This window comes from [Chlorobium] sp. 445, from assembly GCA_002763895.1.
Classification (GTDB): Bacteria; Bacteroidota; Chlorobiia; order Chlorobiales; family Thermochlorobacteraceae; genus Thermochlorobacter.
This window is the reverse complement of the sequence record NSLH01000007.1, coordinates 33,824-51,338: the sequence shown is the minus strand read 5'-3', so window position 1 is coordinate 51,338 and position 17,515 is coordinate 33,824. Positions and strand designations below refer to the sequence as shown.

General features: G+C 47.8%; 15 protein-coding genes and 1 pseudogene. 13 read left to right on the top strand and 3 right to left on the bottom strand.

Annotated features, from left to right (window positions below; translation table 11 throughout):
- The first annotated feature begins 17 nt into the window (after positions 1-17).
- A complete protein-coding gene (locus CMR00_04350; GenBank protein ID PIO48532.1) occupies positions 18-830 on the top strand; it encodes a hypothetical protein in 813 nt (270 codons plus the stop codon).
- Positions 831-1,091: 261 nt separating this feature from the next.
- On the top strand, positions 1,092-2,366 hold the full coding sequence (locus CMR00_04345) for a hypothetical protein (GenBank protein ID PIO48531.1): 1,275 nt from the start codon (positions 1,092-1,094) through the stop codon (positions 2,364-2,366).
- Here CMR00_04345 and CMR00_04340 read toward each other — a convergent pair.
- A pseudogene (locus CMR00_04340) lies at positions 2,363-3,231 on the bottom strand (ubiquinone biosynthesis protein UbiA). The gene CMR00_04345 and the pseudogene CMR00_04340 overlap by 4 nt on opposite strands.
- A 187-nt stretch (positions 3,232-3,418) precedes the next feature.
- Between CMR00_04340 and CMR00_04335 the strand changes: the two are divergent.
- From CMR00_04335 to CMR00_04315, 5 genes are all read left to right on the top strand, one after another.
- A complete protein-coding gene (locus CMR00_04335) occupies positions 3,419-3,745 on the top strand; it encodes a Clp protease ClpS (protein ID PIO48571.1) in 327 nt (108 codons plus the stop codon).
- A 31-nt stretch (positions 3,746-3,776) separates the two neighbouring features.
- Positions 3,777-4,568 (top strand): alpha/beta hydrolase, encoded by a 792-nt coding sequence (locus CMR00_04330; GenBank protein ID PIO48530.1) that lies wholly within the window; start codon positions 3,777-3,779, stop codon positions 4,566-4,568.
- A 193-nt stretch (positions 4,569-4,761) separates the two neighbouring features.
- The gene (locus tag CMR00_04325; protein ID PIO48529.1) at positions 4,762-5,229 is read left to right on the top strand and encodes a tRNA (adenosine(37)-N6)-threonylcarbamoyltransferase complex ATPase subunit type 1 TsaE; all 468 of its coding nucleotides are present in this window, start codon (positions 4,762-4,764) and stop codon (positions 5,227-5,229) included.
- Positions 5,230-5,456: 227 nt separating this feature from the next.
- Positions 5,457-7,370, top strand: coding sequence for a phosphoenolpyruvate carboxykinase (GTP) (locus tag CMR00_04320; protein ID PIO48528.1), 1,914 nt, complete (start codon positions 5,457-5,459; stop codon positions 7,368-7,370).
- 87 nt (positions 7,371-7,457) lie between these two features.
- Positions 7,458-7,982: a DoxX family protein gene (locus CMR00_04315; protein ID PIO48527.1), complete on the top strand. Its 525-nt coding sequence runs from the start codon at positions 7,458-7,460 to the stop codon at positions 7,980-7,982.
- Positions 7,983-7,998: 16 nt separating this feature from the next.
- Here the strand turns inward: CMR00_04315 and CMR00_04310 are convergent, their stop codons facing one another.
- Positions 7,999-9,642, bottom strand: coding sequence for a transporter (locus CMR00_04310; GenBank protein ID PIO48570.1), 1,644 nt, complete (start codon positions 9,640-9,642; stop codon positions 7,999-8,001).
- Between the two features lie 167 nt (positions 9,643-9,809).
- Between CMR00_04310 and hpt the strand changes: the two genes are divergently transcribed.
- The 4 genes from hpt to CMR00_04290 all read left to right on the top strand — a co-directional run bounded on the left by hpt (position 9,810) and on the right by CMR00_04290 (position 13,878).
- Positions 9,810-10,385 (top strand): hypoxanthine phosphoribosyltransferase, encoded by a 576-nt coding sequence (gene hpt, locus CMR00_04305; GenBank protein ID PIO48526.1) that lies wholly within the window; start codon positions 9,810-9,812, stop codon positions 10,383-10,385.
- Positions 10,386-10,613: 228 nt separating this feature from the next.
- The gene (locus CMR00_04300) at positions 10,614-12,608 is read left to right on the top strand and encodes a cell division protein FtsH (protein PIO48525.1); all 1,995 of its coding nucleotides are present in this window, start codon (positions 10,614-10,616) and stop codon (positions 12,606-12,608) included.
- A 27-nt stretch (positions 12,609-12,635) separates the two neighbouring features.
- A complete protein-coding gene (locus CMR00_04295) occupies positions 12,636-12,944 on the top strand; it encodes an integration host factor subunit beta (GenBank protein ID PIO48524.1) in 309 nt (102 codons plus the stop codon).
- Positions 12,937-13,878: a hypothetical protein gene (locus CMR00_04290; GenBank protein ID PIO48523.1), complete on the top strand. Its 942-nt coding sequence runs from the start codon at positions 12,937-12,939 to the stop codon at positions 13,876-13,878. The genes CMR00_04295 and CMR00_04290 overlap by 8 nt, the downstream gene beginning before the upstream one ends.
- A gap of 86 nt (positions 13,879-13,964) precedes the next feature.
- Here the strand turns inward: CMR00_04290 and CMR00_04285 are convergent, their stop codons facing one another.
- Positions 13,965-14,579: a hypothetical protein gene (locus CMR00_04285; protein ID PIO48522.1), complete on the bottom strand. Its 615-nt coding sequence runs from the start codon at positions 14,577-14,579 to the stop codon at positions 13,965-13,967.
- Positions 14,580-14,908: 329 nt separating this feature from the next.
- Here CMR00_04285 and CMR00_04280 point away from each other — a divergent pair, with 329 nt between their 5' ends.
- Positions 14,909-16,774: a hypothetical protein gene (locus CMR00_04280; GenBank protein ID PIO48521.1), complete on the top strand. Its 1,866-nt coding sequence runs from the start codon at positions 14,909-14,911 to the stop codon at positions 16,772-16,774.
- A complete protein-coding gene (locus CMR00_04275) occupies positions 16,740-17,501 on the top strand; it encodes a hypothetical protein (GenBank protein PIO48520.1) in 762 nt (253 codons plus the stop codon). Before CMR00_04280 ends, CMR00_04275 begins: the two co-directional genes overlap by 35 nt.
- The last annotated feature ends 14 nt before the right edge of the window (positions 17,502-17,515 follow it).

Here is a 17,515-nt window from a genome sequence, read left to right as displayed (position 1 = left end):
TTTAAAAACGTGAGAAAATGCTCAAACAAAAATACCTGCTTGTTGTAGCAATTGCACTAACGCTTTCCGTAGCGGCAACATCATGCTCAAATCTGCCGACAACAGGTGAGACACCTGAAATCGGAAGCATTCGCGTCCTGCATCTATCTGCAAATGCTGGTACAGTAGATTTGCTTTTGGATAATCGTATCGTTGGCGATTCAGTCTTTGCGTTTTTGAACCGCAGCATTCCAGGAGCAGTTCCACGCTTTACTGGACCTGCAGTGCCCTATTTAGGCAATACAGGCTATATTGGTGTGGAGGCAGGCAACAGAAACCTGAAAGTCTTTGCAGCGCCCGGTGGCGTAGCGGCACGCCCACCCTTGGCTTCCCCAGATCCACGTGTCGTGGCGCAAGCCGATATCAGTGTCGCAGCAAACCGTGCCTACACCATCTTCATCTCAGACACAGTGGGAACTGCTGGAGGCATTCAACCAAAAGTAGTGCAAGACGATGTTCCAAGTTTTCCAGATCTGACGGTCTTTCGTGGCAGCATTCGCTTTGGACATTTCTCGCCAAATGCACCCGGCGTGCGTGTGCTGATTACACGAACCAGTAGCCCCGGCATCACCAATCAAGAACTCTTTGGTGAAACGCGCTACAAAGATGTGCGCGAGTTTGTGCCGATTGATACAGGCACCTTCCGCATTGATATTGTGGCAGGCACTCAAACTGTAACAAGTGCAACACTGACCGTGGCGCCTCGCCGTGTCTATACAGTACTGGCAAGGGGATTGGTGGGTGCAAGTGGTGCAGCAGCGTTGGGCGTAACATCATATTTGAATAACTAAGCTAAAAAACCATAAGCGCTCAACTGAGAAACGCCAACTTTTCGTTGGCGTTCTCTCTTTCTAAGAAGATGAAACTGGTGAGTAAAATCTAAGATAGAACATGCAAGAGATGATGATGAAAAAAGTATGGATACTGCTTCTTGTAAGTGTGCTCTTGCCGTTTGCAGTGTGTGCACAGTCTAAGCAAATCACAAGTAAAGACAAACAAAAAGAGCTAAGTTACACGATAGGCGATAGCTTTATGCCGAGGGAATTAGTGCTATGCGTCGTGCGGAATTTGCGCGCGCCGTGAAGTTGTTTTCAGACGCCATACATTATGACTCTCTCAACCTACGTGCCTACTTGATGCGCGGCTACGCCAAACAGTTCATCAACGACACGATAGGTGCATTTGCTGATTACAACAAAGCGTTGGCATTAGAGCCGACGAACTTCGAGGCATACATTTTCCGTGGTCAGTTAGCCAGAGCCGCACGCAATTTCTCACGAGCCAATGCAGATTTTACTGCAGCCCTTAGCCTTGTGCCTGATAGTGTGCAAGTGTATTTCTACCGAGCTATGGTAAGAATTGAACTCGGTGCAATCGAGGAAGCAATTAAAGATTTGACAACCGTGATCAACAGTCGCACACCATTCGATGAAGCCTACTCACAGCGTGCCGCATGTTACGCCATGCTTGGAAAAAATGAGCTTGCTCTAAAAGACTATGCCGAGTTGATTCGTCGCCGCAACGATGCTGATGCCTACCGATTACGTGCGGCATTCTACCGACGCCAAAAACAATACGCACTTGCTCTAGCTGATTTTGAGCGCGCTATAGAACTGAACCCCGATTATCCAGAGTTGCTCTTCGAAAGTGGCACACTCAAACTCGGCATGGGACTCAAAGACAAAGGCTTGTCAGATGTCGTTAAAGCACAAAGTCTTGGGTATAGACCGGCAACAGAGTTTCTGAACAAATACTACAAAAATGATAAAACCGTCGACTCGCTGCGCCTCTACTATGCACCGCAGATTGTGGTAACTGCCTTAGCGCCTGAGCAGCTTGCAGCTGTGAGGGAAATCAAGCTAATGTCGCAAGCGGGAACCAGTGTAGCGCGGTCAAATCTTACCTCTCTGCGTTCAGGACGAGCGCAGGATCTTTTCAATCATCCCGTCTTCAAAGCAGCGCGCGTCGGAGGTATCAACATGTTTGGCTGCAATGAAAATGCGTTGCTTGCTATGATGGCAACAGATAATAGTCAAACCATGGGCGTCTTAGAAGGAAGTCGATTGCGCGATGTGCCGATTCAATGTGTGGTCATTCTGCTGCAGCGCCGCGCACAAATTCTGCAAGATCAAGTCGTGATACAACTGGTGCAAGAAATGGCATTTTTGGTTGATCGAATCAATAATCAGATGCAGATGGCGCAAACCACACTTACCATAGATGATTCACGGCGCGAAGCTGAAAATGCCATCCGAGAAATAGAGGAAAAAATTCAACAATTGCGTGAGTATATGCAGGCGAGAACGTATCAGGAAAAGCAAGACTAACGCACAAAATACGCCAGCGCCGCAAAGGAAGTGAAAAGTAAAAGTGCAAGCATGATGGTCATATCGCTAAGCCAGCGCCCTGCATCAGGTAAATCGTCATCATAAGAACTTGCAATTACCATGACCGCAAGATTGTTAGAGAGCAAAAAGTAAGACACACTGGGCAGGATGCCAAAATAGGTCGCAAGGAACAATCCTAAACCAGAAAGGGAACTTGAAATGACTAAAAACGCTTTCGTGCGATAAAGCGAGAGCGTATTTGCAATGGTCTTGATACCTGAGAGCAAATCACCGTGCCGATCGCGAATATCCCACATGACCTCAATGAAAAAGGCACAGGTAAAAATATATCCCCAGCAAATCCAGGCTTGCAAGCTCAAGGGTTCGTCTGCGAAAATGAGCGGCAGAAAAATCATGGCTGTAGCCCAATCTACCGGCGGCGCAAGATTTTTGATGATGTAGAGATCTTTAAGTCGCCGTGCCCCACCGAGTCTACGAGCAAGCCAATCAGGAAAACACCTCTGGTTATAGACAAAACCGACAACTTCAAGAAAAAGTGTGATGCCAAACGCTGACCAGCTAACTGATGCCGCTAAGGCAAGACAAAACAGAGAGACCAAGTAGAAAAAACATAGGTAATGAGAAATCCAGAACGCTGCGCAGCCTGTAAATTTTCAGGCTGGTTGATAGTGTCTTCTATATCATCGGTGAGACGATTATATTGATAGATAGAAAATGTAACGAGAAAGACGATTAACAAAGATTGCCATAGAACGGGAATGCCGAAGAAAACTGACCATGCTGCTGCGCCCAAAGTAGAGAGTGCAGAAAGATGAATCTTGTTGCGAAACAGGTATCCAAGCATGCGATTAAATTTGAATGCTGGTCATCGTGCAGCTTGGGGCGAAGAATACACAAATCTGCCCTTGCAAGCAAGTGCGCAAACGTTTCGACCTACATTAACGGTTTTCAAATACACGGTTTAGAATTATCTTCCTGAAAAACGACTCAACTTAACAGCAACAATGAAACATCTCAGTGCAATGACGGCAATGAAGAAAGACCTGCAACAGATATACCATACCTTGCTCCAAATTCAGGCGTCAATCTTGACGCAAGAACGCGAGGAGGATACGGACACAATTACCGATGAGCCCTATAAAGTCGTGCTGTTCAACGACGATTATCACACCTTTGAGGAAGTGATTAATCAAATCATCAAAGCTACAGGCTGCAGCCGTGCAAAAGCTGAAGCCTGCACTTGGGAAGTGCATAACAAAGGTAAAGCGATTGTCTATGACGGTGAGATTACGGAGTGTTTGCGTGTGAGCGCAATTCTTGAAGAAATCAACTTGAAGACTGAGATTCAGACCTGCTAAGTCTGAAGCGGCTTTGTCAACGGGAACAACGATGGGGTTGCTGGCGAACTTAGAGCGATATTTTATTTATGCACCACAGAAGTCGCTGATCACCACGCCGGCTGAACACGGCATGGAGTTTGAGAGTGTCAAATTTCATGCAAGTGACAACACACTACTGCATGGATGGTTTGTCCCAAAGCCAAATGCATGGGCTACTGTGCTCTTGTGCCACGGCAATTCAGGCAATATCTCTTACCAAATTGATCAAATCCGACTGTTTCAAGAGTTAGGACTAAATGTTCTGACCTTCGACTACCGTGGCTATGGACAGAGCGAAGGTGAACCAACTGAAATGGGTCTCTACCGTGATGGCGAGGCGGCATGGCAATACCTGACACAGACAAAAAAAATCTCACCGGAGCGTATTGTGATCTTTGGACATTCACTCGGCGGAAGTATCGCAGCGTGGCTTGGCAAAGAAGTGAAAGCTGGCGCCTTAATCATACAAGCCGCCTTTACTACGATGCGGCAAATTGCAAAATGGTTCTATCCTTACTTTCCACTGCGTAAAATTATGCGCTCACGCTACGACAATCTCGAGAACGTTGCACAAGCCAAATCACCCGTGCTGGTCATTCATAGCCGTGATGATGAGATTATTCCCTTTGAGCATGGCAAGCGACTCTTCGAGGCGGCAAAGGAGCCCAAAGAGTTTCTGCAAATCCAGTATGGACACAACGACGCGTTGCATAGCCCCAACTACCGTGCAGGTATCAAAGCCTTCCTGAATAAGTATCTCCCGGCTACACCTCCACAAGCAAATTGTCCGAGCGTCGCCTAAAGCGGCATGGTGATAATGCCAACGTTGCTAACATGCAAAAGAAAAGTGCTGACAGAATCGAGGCTCGAGAGCCATAAATTTTAGTCAGAAATGATTGTAACTTCTAATCCAACACATGTAGTCAAGAACCTTGCTACGTGGTATGGGTAGCACAGTATCTGAAGAAGTCTATTTACACAAAACAATTTGAAGTTTGACTAAAGAATGTCTCACTCGCTCCTGTGAAGAGACACGCGAACTGGCACGGCAATTTGCAACCACGCTGCAACGTGGTGATATTGTTACGCTAATAGGTGGCCTTGGAGCAGGTAAAACCGAATTCACGCGTGGCATTGCGGATGTCTTCAACGTCAGTGTGGAGATTAGCAGCCCGACATTTTCACTGCTTAACATTTACGAAGGTAGTGTAAGAGGGCAGCCCGTCTGGCTTTATCACTTCGATTGGTATCGACTCAACGATGAGGAAGAATTGTACAACATTGGCTACGAGGAGTATCTCTATGGCGACGGCGTTTCTGTGATTGAATGGGCGGATCGATTCCCTAACATGGTGCCTAAACACGCACGCCGTGTGAGCATTGAACGCACAGGTGAAAAGGAGCGTCGCATTGTGATCGAGGGCGGTCTGCCAATTGCACGCGCCATGTCATTCTGGAGATAAGATTTACTTGGCACTTGTATCTAACGATGGTTGAATGACAAGAGTACCTGAGCTTGGAGAGCGGGCTGCAAAATTGCGCATGAGATTTAAACTGCATGGTGCATGACCATAGTTTTAGTACAAGCCTTTTCTTCGTAAATTGTTGTGTTACCTGTTTTGAGTTTTGAAGAATGATGCCCTAACATTAGGGGACTTGTAAAATAAACTTTAACGCAAGGAGAAGTAAAATGAGCGAAGTAGTTTCCGAAACAATGCCGTGGGTGCAGAGTTTGAATGCTCCACCGAATGTCAAAAACCGTCGTTTGCTAGAGTGGGTAAAAGAAGTTGCTGAACTTTGCGAACCTGACAGTATTTATTGGTGCGATGGCTCCCAAGAAGAATATGACCGCCTTTGCGAGCAGATGGTGCAAAGTGGCACGTTCATTCGCCTGAACCCAGAGAAACGTCCAAATAGTTACTACGCAAAATCTGACCCAAGTGATGTCGCTCGTGTTGAAGATCGCACCTTTATTTGTAGCCAACGCCGTGAGGATGCTGGACCGACGAACAACTGGATGCATCCGAAGGAAATGAAAGCTATTTTACGCGGGCTCTTCAAAGGTGCGATGCGAGGGCGAACGATGTATGTCATTCCCTTCAGCATGGGACCTATTGGCTCACCGATTTCAAGAATTGGTGTAGAGATTTCGGATTCGCCCTATGTGGTGGTCAATATGCGAATTATGACGCGAATGGGCAGTGCCGTGCTCGATGCGCTCGGCGATGGTGAATTTGTCGAGTGCCTGCACTCTGTGGGCATGCCCCTTGTGAATGGTCAGAAAGATGTACCGTGGCCATGTAATAAAGAGCATAAGTACATTGTGCATTTCCCCGAAGAGCGCACGATTTGGTCGTTTGGTTCAGGATACGGTGGCAATGCCCTGTTAGGCAAAAAGTGCTATGCGCTGCGCATTGCATCGGTGATGGCACGCGAAGAAGGCTGGCTGGCTGAACATATGCTCATCATGGGTGTGGAATCGCCCACAGGCGAAAAGACTTATGTTGCGGCGGCATTTCCAAGTGCGTGCGGCAAAACGAACTTTGCAATGCTGATTCCACCACCGGCTTTCAAAGGTTGGAAAATCACGACAGTTGGCGATGATATTGCATGGATTAAGCCGGGTAAAGATGGCAGACTCTATGCAATCAACCCTGAAGCAGGGTTCTTTGGTGTCGCACCAGGGACATCGTACAAATCCAACCCCAATGCGATGGAGACGCTCAAAGCCAACTGTATTTTCACGAATGTGGCGCTTACTCCTGATGGGGATGTATGGTGGGAAGAAATGACCGACACGCCACCTGAACGCCTGATTGATTGGCAAGGTCAAGAATGGACACCAGAAATTGCAAAAGCCACAGGACGCAAAGCGGCGCACCCGAATGCGCGTTTCACGGCGCCAGCTGCACAGTGCCCATCTATGGACCCTGAATGGGAAAATCCAAACGGCGTGCCGATTTCTGCTTTTATCTTCGGCGGTCGCCGCGCCACAACCGTGCCACTGGTCTATCAAGCTGTGAACTGGAACTATGGCGTCTATCTTGCCGCCACAATTGGCTCAGAGATGACGGCAGCGGCTGTAGGCGGTGCAGGACAAGTCCGACGCGATCCCTTCGCGATGCTGCCCTTCTGCGGTTACCACATGGGCGATTACTTCAATCACTGGCTTCAAATTGGACGCCAACTGCCTGACCCGCCAAGAATCTTCTGTGTCAACTGGTTCAGAAAAGATAAGAACGGCAAATTCCTCTGGCCCGGCTTTGGTGAAAACATGCGCGTGCTGAAATGGATTATCGATAGAGTGCACGGACGTGCACATGCTACTGAAAGTCCTCTCGGCTGGATGCCCAACTACCACGACATCGACTTTACAGGTCTTCCCTTCTCCGAAGAAACCTTCAAAGAGTTGATGGAAGTAGATCGTGAGAGTTGGAAACAGGAAGTGCTCGCTCACGAAGAATTCTTTGAAAAAATCTACGACCGCTTACCCAAAGAATTTCACTGGATGCGTCAACTTCTGCTCTCCAGTCTCTGGCGCTCACCAGCGCGCTGGGAACTTGCGCCCGAACGTCCAAATCTGGAAGAAACCGAAAAAGTCTAACCGGAATCCAACACAAACGGCTGAACCGCAAGTTCAGCCGTTTGCATTCACCACTTTCTACACATTTCAACATTTCAGGAGAACACTATGAACACCACCTCAATCTCTTCACCAGTATCCTTTTCTTGGACATGGTCATACATATCAACCCATCCGTTCAAGACACTTGGCATTACACTGATTCTTGCAATGCGGTACTTCTTTGCCATATTCTTTATCTATGGCTTCTGGCATAAACTGGTGCAAGAATGGATGTGGACCGACATTTTGAAACTGCACTTTATTGACCGCCTCAGCGAGATTCATCCCGAGACATTTCAAGCTGCGTATTTGCACCATTTTGCAATTCCATTCTATTTGCCCATTGCGTGGATTGTAACCGTTGGTGAGCTAATTATTGGGCTTGCACTTGTCTTTGGAGTTACAACGCGCCTCAATGCGGCATTTGGACTATTTATGCTGCTTAACTTTGCAGCGGGTGCCTTCTACAACATCTGGATTGACATTCTCTCCGTCATGGCTGCACTGTTCATCATTTTCCCAACAGGGCACTGGCTCGGCTTCGATAAGATGCTAAGTCAGAAATATCCGAACTCAATTTGGTTCAAGTAACACCCCGTGCGGCGTCTCAGAGCAGGGAAATAAGCAGTTGCGCAATTAAAATTTTCGTAATCGTCACTAAGGGAAAGACAGCCGTATAGCCCATGTTCGGCATATCATTACCGGTTTGCTCATTAGCGAAAGCAAGCGCTGCTGGCTGAGTGTGAATGCCAGAGACAATGCCAATCAAGCGCCCCATGGGAATGCGCAGAAGTTTATAGCCAATAAAAAGTGCACCCATCGCTGAAAAGGTGGTAGCAATAGCACCAGAGAGAATCACGAGCAGGCTGCTTGGATCGCTAACCTGCGAAGCAAATTCGTAGCCCGAGCGTGTACCAACGCCAGCAAGAAACATTACTAAACCAATCTGTCGCAGTGTGAGATTGGCGCTATAAGGAATGCTCCAGATGATTGTGCCAGAGCGACCGATTGCCCCTAAGACAAGTCCAGCAACAAGCGGTCCACCTGCAATGCCTAACTTGAAGGTGCCGCCGCCGGGCAGGGGCACAGGCAAGAGCCCTAACAAAAGTCCCAGCGTGATGCCGACCCCAAGTGAAATAATATCAACTTCACTAAGTGCTTTATAGGAGTCGCCGAAAAATTTACTGACTTCTTCCATCCGATCTTTTGGAGCTACGACACGTACGCGGTCGCCGAGCAAGAGCATCGTGTTGCCATTCGGCAAAAAGTCGTGATCTCCGCGGCGCACGCGCGCCACACGTGCTTCAAATCTTTCTCTCAGACCCAACTGCGCTAGGGTTTTGCCGACCACTTCTGGATTAGAGACAAATATGCGTCTGAAATCAAGGTTGGAGCGGTCATCTTCAAGTGGGCGTGGTGCAACTTCGCCCAAGAACGCAGCGACACGGCGAGTTTCTTCTGGAGAGCCAATCATATTGACGAAATCACCTGGCTGCAGACGTGCATCGTCAAATGCCAGCTGCAGATGCCCGTGATGCAACCAACGCACAAATCGCACACCCCAGTGATGCTGCTGACGCAATGCACCGAGTGTGGTATCAGCCACCGTGGGATTGGTGATTTTCACAGTAAGCGTGGTCAGCGTACCAGTCTCACCTGTTTCCTGTGCAAGCGTCTGCATTTCAGCTTTGTAGTCGACTCTCCAAGCACGCTGCAAAACATAGATAGCACCAATAACACACAAGACCCCACCCGGATAACAGAGTGAATAAGCAATGACAGGTTCAGAAAAGAGTTTTACAGCAGTCTCACTGTTGGCACTGATGTGCTCGCGCAGGTATTGAATCACATTTGCAAGTGCTGGGGTATTGGTCGTGCTGCCTGCAAATATGCCAGCTGCTATACCTGCAGAAAATTCGAAGAGCTCCTTCAATCCGACAACAAGCAAGCCGACACTGATGAGCACTGAAATCGCAAACAGGTTTTCTCTTAAGCCACCGCTGCGCAACGACGCAATGAAACTTGGTCCACTTGAGAGTCCAATAGTATAGACAAAGAGCACGAGCCCAAAGAGATGACAAAACTCGGGCAGTTCCACGCTTGGTGCAAGCGCTCCAAAGGCAAGTCCTACAAACAAGACCGCAGCAATACCCAGACTAAAACCTTTGATGCGAATTTTCCCAATCAAATACCCAATACCTGCAACGAGAAAAAGTAGAAGCAAAAAGTTTTCGGAGAGCAGATGAATCAGAAAAGGCATAGCGATACTCCAAGTTGGCGGTTGCAAAAGTGCGCAAGCAAATTTACGCATTCGGCGTGGAAGTGTCGTATTGTCGAGATTATTTATATTAAATGTATCCAGAAGACTTTGCATGGCATAGCCAAGCAGAGAGTTAAGAAACTTTTTTGAGCATCAATATGTCGCGCTTGCTGACACCAGCCTTAGATACCCCAAGCCATATTACCATCGGTTCAGATACGTTCGAGCTTTATCTCTCGGAGAGCGTTATCGCTGAGCGTGTTGAACAACTTGGCAAACAGATTGAGCAAGATTATGCAGGCAAAAGTCCAATCTTTATTGGGGTACTCAATGGAGCCTTCATTTTTATGGCTGATCTTGTGCGCGCAGTGCAAACGATTGATCTGGAGGTGGATTTCTACAAACTCTCGAGCTATGGCAACCGCAAAATTTCATCTGGCAATGTTAAAGAACTCAAATCCGTTGATGCATCACTAGCTGGACGTGATGTTATTGTGGTCGAGGATATTGTCGATTCAGGAATCTCACTGACTTATATCCGCAACGAGATTCTTAAACTGCAGCCAAGCAGTTTGCGCTTGTGTGCACTATTTTTCAAAGAAGAAATGGCGCAGTTAGACTTCAAGGTCGACTACATTGGCTTTACAATACCGAAACAATTTGTAATTGGCTACGGTTTAGATTTAGCACAGAAGAAGCGCAACCTGCGTGCCGTCTATAAATTGCGAGAATAGACAACACAAGAGAGTTGCAAGAGCCATAAACATTTCTATATTGATATATCAAGATGCAACTCTAAGTAAGACTTGAAGCACTTTTGAGTCTGAGGTACTTAAGTCTAATTAGCGGCAAGAAGCATCAACTGATGAAGGCAGAGGTGAGCGTATGCAACTTTTACGCTTCAGCAGAGTTGAACCTTTATTGCTTAGCAGTTTCAAGCAACTATCAAAGGCAGTAAGAATATGGCGGATAATCCATTTGTTAAGAATCGTGAAGGCGGGCGCCCCAAGAGTACAAGAGACCGATTCAAACCTGTGAGAGATAATGACTCGCCATTTGCAGGCTTCGGCGGCAGTGGCGACCCCGACGACAACTTCAAGCGTACCTTTCGCATTCTGCTCTATGCCTTAGCCATGATCTTGCTGTTCATTTTTCTACAAAGGCTGTTCACAGCAGGCGAACAAACACTTCCCGAAATCTCTTACAATGAATATCACCGCTTGGTCTCACAATCAATGATCAAAGAAATTGTGGTAGAAAAGCGTGATGGCGGTGCAGTGCTAACAGGACTGTTGCACAAATACGAGCCAATTGAACTTGTTGACGGACGCGGTGAAAAGAAAATAGATCGCTTTGTTGTCAAACTGCCTGACTTTGATCGCACAATGGCGGATGAACTTGTCGCTAAGAACGTCAAAATCAAAGTCGAGCAGCGCGATGACAGTTCCGTGATGCAGTTCCTCATCATTTTCGGACCTTGGATTGTTATTGGAATTATCTACTTCGTCATTATTCGTCGGCTAACTGCACAAAATGGTGCGGCGCGCAACGTCTTTAACTTTGGCAAGAGCCGCGCCAAAATGATTACGGAATTCGACACGAAGGTCTCTTTTGCTGATGTAGCTGGCTGCGATGAAGCCAAGATGGAACTTAAAGAGGTTGTAGATTTTCTGCGCGAGCCCGATAAGTTTAAGCAGCTCGGTGCAAAGATTCCGAAAGGCGTCTTGCTCTTGGGCTCACCAGGCACAGGAAAAACACTGCTGGCTAAAGCTGTGGCTGGTGAAGCGGGTGTGCCCTTCTTTTCGATGTCAGGTGCAGATTTCGTGGAGATGTTTGTGGGGGTGGGTGCCTCACGCGTGCGCGACCTCTTTGAGCAGGCAAAACGCAACGCGCCGTGCATTGTCTTTATCGATGAAATCGATGCCGTTGGGCGATCGCGCGGAGCGGGTTTAGGCGGCGGACACGATGAACGCGAACAGACACTCAATCAACTCTTGGTGGAAATGGATGGCTTTGACACCACCGACCAAGTAGTGCTCATTGCTGCAACCAACCGTCCTGATGTTCTAGACTCTGCGCTTCTGCGCCCCGGGCGCTTTGATAGACAAGTGGTGGTGGATAAACCCGATGTACGCGGCAGGGAAGCAATTCTGAAAATTCATGCGCGTAAAGTCCCACTTGCTAGCGATGTCAATTTGCAACTGATTGCACAAGGCACACCGGGTTTTGCTGGTGCCGATCTTGCCAATCTCATCAATGAAGCTGCACTGCTAGCAGCACGTGCTAATCGTAATGAAGTTACAATGCAAGACCTCGAAGATGCACGTGATAAAGTGCTCATGGGACCGGAGCGTAAAAGTGTCTACATTTCGCCAAGGGAAAAAGAGATTACAAGTTATCACGAAAGCGGACATGTGCTCGTGGCAAAATTCACGGAAGGCTCTGACCCTGTGCATAAAGTTACGATTATTCCGAGAGGTCGGGCTTTAGGTTTGACATCCTACCTGCCACTTGAAGATCGACACACGTATTCGCGCCAATACATTTTAGCCATGATTACCTACGCCCTGGGCGGACGTGCCGCTGAAGAAATTATCTTCAATGAGATTAGCACAGGTGCAGGCAACGACATCGAGCGCGCAACCGAATTGGCACGTAAAATGGTGTGCGAATGGGGCATGAGCGAGCGCCTTGGACCCTTGAACTATGGGTCCAAACAACAAGAGGTATTCTTAGGACGCGATTTCGGGCGCGTACGCGATTATAGCGAAGAAACTGCTGTTGCAATTGACAGCGAAGTGCGCCATATCGTCTCCGAGTGTATGGCAAGTGCGCGTCGCATCTTGACCGATCATCTCGATATTTTGCATCGCTTGGCAAAAACGCTCATTGAGCGCGAAACCCTAAGCGGCGCAGAAATCGACCGTATCATCGCAGGGGAAGCCCTGACAGTGTAACTTTCACTAACTAAAGTAGTATCAGCAGTGACCAAAGCCGACATTGTCAATATCATTGCCAGTCGCACTGGCTTAACTAAGCAAGAGACTGAAACGGTCGTCGATGGTTTCATTGAAACGGTGATTGAATCGCTCAAATCGGGTGAGCGTATCGAGATTCGAGGCTTCGGTACATTTAATGTGCGCAAAAAGAATAAACGCATCGCACATAACCCTCGTACAGGTGAAAAGGTTATCATTAAAGAAAAGTATGTCCCGACTTTCAAAATCTCACGTGAATTTAAGACCGCTGTGAGCGAACAATTAAAGCGACTGCCCAAAGAAAAAGATGAGTAACCCAGCTGTGCCCCCTCAAGTTCAACTTTCGTGTCCACACTGCGGCGCTGCTGTAGCTCACGAAGATATAACTTGCCCCAACTGTGGCAACGACCTAAAATTTGCAACGCCAGCGACGCCAGCGCCATCTGAACCGACTGTAGCGAAGCGCTCAAGCCAAGCCTCGGCACTCGTACGTGCTCAAAAACTGATTTTACTTGCTAGCGCAGCGTTTCTGCTGGCACTCCTTGCAGCCTTTGGCTATCAAGGAATGACGGCACGTGTAGCCTTCAAAAAGTCAGGTGCTGCAGGTGAAGGTGCAAAACCGATTGGCGAAGAAACTGCCCCAGCACAAAATCCAGCTGTCAATTCGCGCGCATCGCAGCCTGTGTTGGTCGATACGGCTGTCATCAATCGCCTTGAGGCGCTGCACACACGCTTTTCTGCTGAAAAAGACTCAGCAAAAAAAGTTGAACTTGCACTGGTGCTCTCAAAGGAATACCTTGATTTAGGTCAATTAGATCGAGCGGGTTTTTATGTGAAGGCAGCGGCTGAACTTGCGGGCACAAAGGTGCCACAGCTGTGGCTACGCGCAGCCAATCTTTATGATGATGCAGAAGACTACACAACCGCCAAATCACTCTACGAAAAATATCTCTCACTTCAGCCGAAGAATGTGGATGCACGTGTCGACTACGCTATCGTGCTTCTAAAACTTGGCGAACAGGGCGATGCGACGCTCTCCCAACGCGCAGTAGCTGAAATGCGTCGTGCAGTGGAGGATGATCCCAAACACCAAAAGGCAAATGTCAATTTGGGGATTCTGTACATGCAAATCGGCAAAGTGGAAGAGGCACACAAACTTTGGCAGCATGCAGTGTCGCTCGACGCACAAAGTGAAGCAGGACGCAAAGCACGCGAACTCATGGATCGATTCCCACTCTCAAGACCGTGAACGTGTGATGCCCTCATGTTTGGCAGAACCTAAACTCAACCCTGCTGACACAACGCAATTGTCTACGCTTTGATATACTAATGCTCTCATTTCTGCTCTTCGTTATCTGGCTCTGCTGAATTGGCAATGGCAGTCATTTTTTGATTGAAAGCGTTATAGATCACATCAGCAATCATAAAGTCTAAGCCATTGACAGCATGCAACATGATTGACCAACCTAGTCCACCGATGCCACTTACACTTGTAGAATTATAGCGTGCAAAATCATGCGATTCAGCGCGAGAGATAAACCGAGAGCCGGCGTTGCCAGATTTAAATGCAAGTGAGATATCATAGAACGCATTGGGATTTGTGGTGGCACTGAACGGTGTAGAAAGGTAGTCACTGGTTGTGTTTGAAAGTGAACGATTACGTGCCACTGTGGTTGGCGCTGAGACCGTAGAGGCACGAGAGGGCGTAATGACAACGATGAGGTAATCATTTTGGTCATTATCAGTTGAATATTGTTGCGTTTGAATCCCAGCGTCATTGAAGCGGCTCAGAATACGTTGCATCATTTGCTCTCGCTGCGTGATATTGAGGCAAGGGGCAACGATGCGCACAACCAAATGCTCGGATTGAGTTGCAGCATTTAGCGTTTGGGCGGAGAGTAGGGTAGGCAGTGCCGAAAGCATCGCAAAAACAACAAGTAGGCGGCTCATCGTTCGAAAATTGTTGAATTATTGAAAATCTATCACTCAATTCAAACTCTCTGGTTTATGTATCAGAAAGGCTTTTTGACGTTGGCTTAGCGTCGCAAGGTATCGGCATTATGTTGCCAACCGGCTGCTGCAGCGTGTCAAGTCTTGAAGCCCGTCTTTTTTGTTGGCTGATGTAAGATAGCTTGAGTATAAAAAAAGCGCAGCTAAAAAAACGAAATATGCAATTCATGCCTATTCATATTTCACATGGTCTAAAGAGCCAAATGTGTGCGCGAAAGATTCATTCAACATATTGGCACTGAAATGTGTATTTTTGCCAAACGATAAAAATGGACAACCTATTTTCTCGCCATACGTTGCTGTTTCGTATCCTGCTGGTAGGCTTGGCACTACTGATAGCGACGGGCAAGATTATTGAAGTGGTGAGCATTTTTACGTCGCCAACTGACGAGAATCTTTTTCAAGACACGCAGGACGGGGTACGCATCATGCAAGTGATGCCTGGCGGAGCGTCTGACCAAGCTGGTATTCGGGTTGGGGATATCTTGACAGCAATTAACGAACAGAGCTTTGCTAATGCCCGTGAAGCCAACGTAATTCTTAAGCAAACGAAACCCGGCGATGTGATCACCTACACGGTTCGGCGCGGTGATGAGGTGCTTTCGCTGAAGGTAACGATTGCCCGTGTCGGGATTAATTGGGCAATTTTGCTCTCGCTCTTTGTGATGGGGGCGACGCTTGTGGTAGGGCTGTTCGTAGGAATGCTTCGCCCCTCACTTAAATGTGCACAACTCTTCTCACTGGCACTTGTCTTGATGAGTCCTCTCTTTGTCATCACAGGGGTCGGCAAAAGTGGCTATGGCGGTGTGCTGTGGTGGATAAGCCTGTTTTTTGCTCTGCCAATGATGTTGCATGCAGGGCTGCACTATCCGCGTCCTAGCTCATTGCAATCGACGCAACTGCGCTTTGTGCGAGCCGCTTACTTCATCGGCAGTGCAACAGGACTCATGCTTATCTTGGTCAAACCGTCACTTCTCATTGCGATCGGCACAATTTCTATCTACGGTGCATCACTTGCCATGCTTCAGCGCGAAATTCTGTTGCGTCACGATGCTGAGACACGAAAAGTGCAGCGTTGGATTTGGCGCGCACTCTCGGTCGTGGCAATCACTTATCCCTTAGGCTGGCTACTGTTTAGTTTCTATGGCAGAGAATTTTTATACCTGCTGCTGCTCAGCGTAGTAGTCCCCGTAGCTTGTTTTTACAGTGTGACCAAATACCGCCTCTTTGGCATCACACGTATCATGAAGCGTGGGCTGACCTACAATGTGGCTTTAACGGTGCTGATTTTTGCTACAGGTGTGCTCTTTATTAATCTGGTGGCTATCCTCGTAAGCTTAGATTTTGCTCATCAAATTAGTGTCAAGTTCACGCCCGTCAGTGTTAAGGTCTTCATTGATCAAAGCAATCCTGCTGGGAATAGAGAAGGTGAGCGGTTTCTCTACATTTTGTTTGGCGTGGCACTCAGTGCCGGCTTTGGACTCATCATGCGTAGGGTGAAGTCAACATTAGATCGCTGGTTTCACCGACAGCAGTACGATTACAAACGTGCGCTGACAGAGTTATCCGAAATCTTTGCCGAGAAAATCACGGCGCCAGACCTTGCCGAGTCACTCTGCCACGACATCATGACTTATATGCAACTTAAAGGTGTGGCGATTTTCCTGCGTTATCAAAACAAGTATCGACTCATGAGTGCAAAAGGCAGTTGTGAAGTGCTTGCTACACGTGATGCTGCCGGACTTTCTCTAATTGGCTCAGAGCTGATGTTCCCTATTCCATTAAGCGAGTTGCTGGCGCCGAACGAACCGCATTTTCTCAAAGGGCTACAAGAGGCAGAAGTTCAACTGCTGGTACCGCTCGTGATCAAGAACAAGCAAATCGGAATTATCCTGTTAGCAGAAAAACGCTCCGAAGAAATTTACCGTGAAGACGATGTGCATTTCATTGAATCGCTGGCTAAACAAGCTGCTGTCGCATTCGAAAATGCACGCTTAAACAAAGAAGCGAGCGACAAACGACGGCTGCGGCGCGAATTAGAGTTTGCCAAAAAAAGTTCAGCAAGAGCTTCTACCTCCGGGAACTCTGGCTTCTGCGGACTTGCAAATTGCACACAGTTACATCTCGGCAGGTGAAGTCGGTGGGGATTACTACGACTTGCTCTACGATATCGACCCTGAGCAGCCTAACAAACTACGCTATTTTACTGCACTCGTTGGCGATGTAGCTGGCAAAGGTATTTCTGCAGCGATGCACATGGCGCGCGTGCAAGGTATCGTGCGCACACTCTATCAAAGCGGTGTCACAGACCCTAAAGAGTTGCTAGAAAAAGTCAACACGGTGCTCTTCTCACGCGATTTGCGTCGCTCATTTGTAACCATGATTTGCGGTCGCTTCGATACACAAGAAAAAACGCTCTCGCTGGTGCGTGCAGGACACTTGCCGCTGATTTGGTATTCCTCGCGCGATCAAGCGATGCACATTGTCAAACCTTCTGGCATTGCCATTGGACTCGATGCAGGTGAACGGTTCGCACATTTGCTGCAAACCGAAACGATTCACTACGATGAGGGCGATATTTTTGCATGCTTCTCCGATGGCGTTACCGAAGCCAAGAATGCTGCAGATGAAGAATTTGGGATTGAGCGATTGATGGATTTGATCAAGCGCAACAAGTCTTTTACAGCCGCAGACATGCGCTCTGCTATCGAGGGGGCACTCATTGATTTTGTTGGCAATCGCGACCAGTTTGACGATATCACACTGCTGATTATCAAAGCAGATCCTATGCTTCCCACCCCGACACCAGAGCACAGCAGGCACAATGCGCTAGCAGATACAGCTGAAAAATTTTCAGTGTGATTTTTCTAAATACT

Excerpts from the sequence above, each read along its gene's own strand:
- CMR00_04350 (PIO48532.1), top strand. The coding sequence starts at position 18 with ATGCTCAAACAAAAATACCTGCTTGTTGTAGCAATTGCACTAACGCTT.
- CMR00_04345 (PIO48531.1), top strand. The coding sequence starts at position 1,092 with ATGCGTCGTGCGGAATTTGCGCGCGCCGTGAAGTTGTTTTCAGACGCC.
- CMR00_04335 (PIO48571.1), top strand. The coding sequence starts at position 3,419 with ATGAAGAAAGACCTGCAACAGATATACCATACCTTGCTCCAAATTCAG.
- CMR00_04330 (PIO48530.1), top strand. The coding sequence starts at position 3,777 with ATGGGGTTGCTGGCGAACTTAGAGCGATATTTTATTTATGCACCACAG.
- CMR00_04320 (PIO48528.1), top strand. The coding sequence starts at position 5,457 with ATGAGCGAAGTAGTTTCCGAAACAATGCCGTGGGTGCAGAGTTTGAAT.
- CMR00_04315 (PIO48527.1), top strand. The coding sequence starts at position 7,458 with ATGAACACCACCTCAATCTCTTCACCAGTATCCTTTTCTTGGACATGG.
- hpt (PIO48526.1), top strand. The coding sequence starts at position 9,810 with ATGTCGCGCTTGCTGACACCAGCCTTAGATACCCCAAGCCATATTACC.
- CMR00_04300 (PIO48525.1), top strand. The coding sequence starts at position 10,614 with ATGGCGGATAATCCATTTGTTAAGAATCGTGAAGGCGGGCGCCCCAAG.
- CMR00_04290 (PIO48523.1), top strand. The coding sequence starts at position 12,937 with ATGAGTAACCCAGCTGTGCCCCCTCAAGTTCAACTTTCGTGTCCACAC.
- CMR00_04285 (PIO48522.1), bottom strand. The coding sequence starts at position 14,579 with ATGAGCCGCCTACTTGTTGTTTTTGCGATGCTTTCGGCACTGCCTACC.
- CMR00_04280 (PIO48521.1), top strand. The coding sequence starts at position 14,909 with ATGGACAACCTATTTTCTCGCCATACGTTGCTGTTTCGTATCCTGCTG.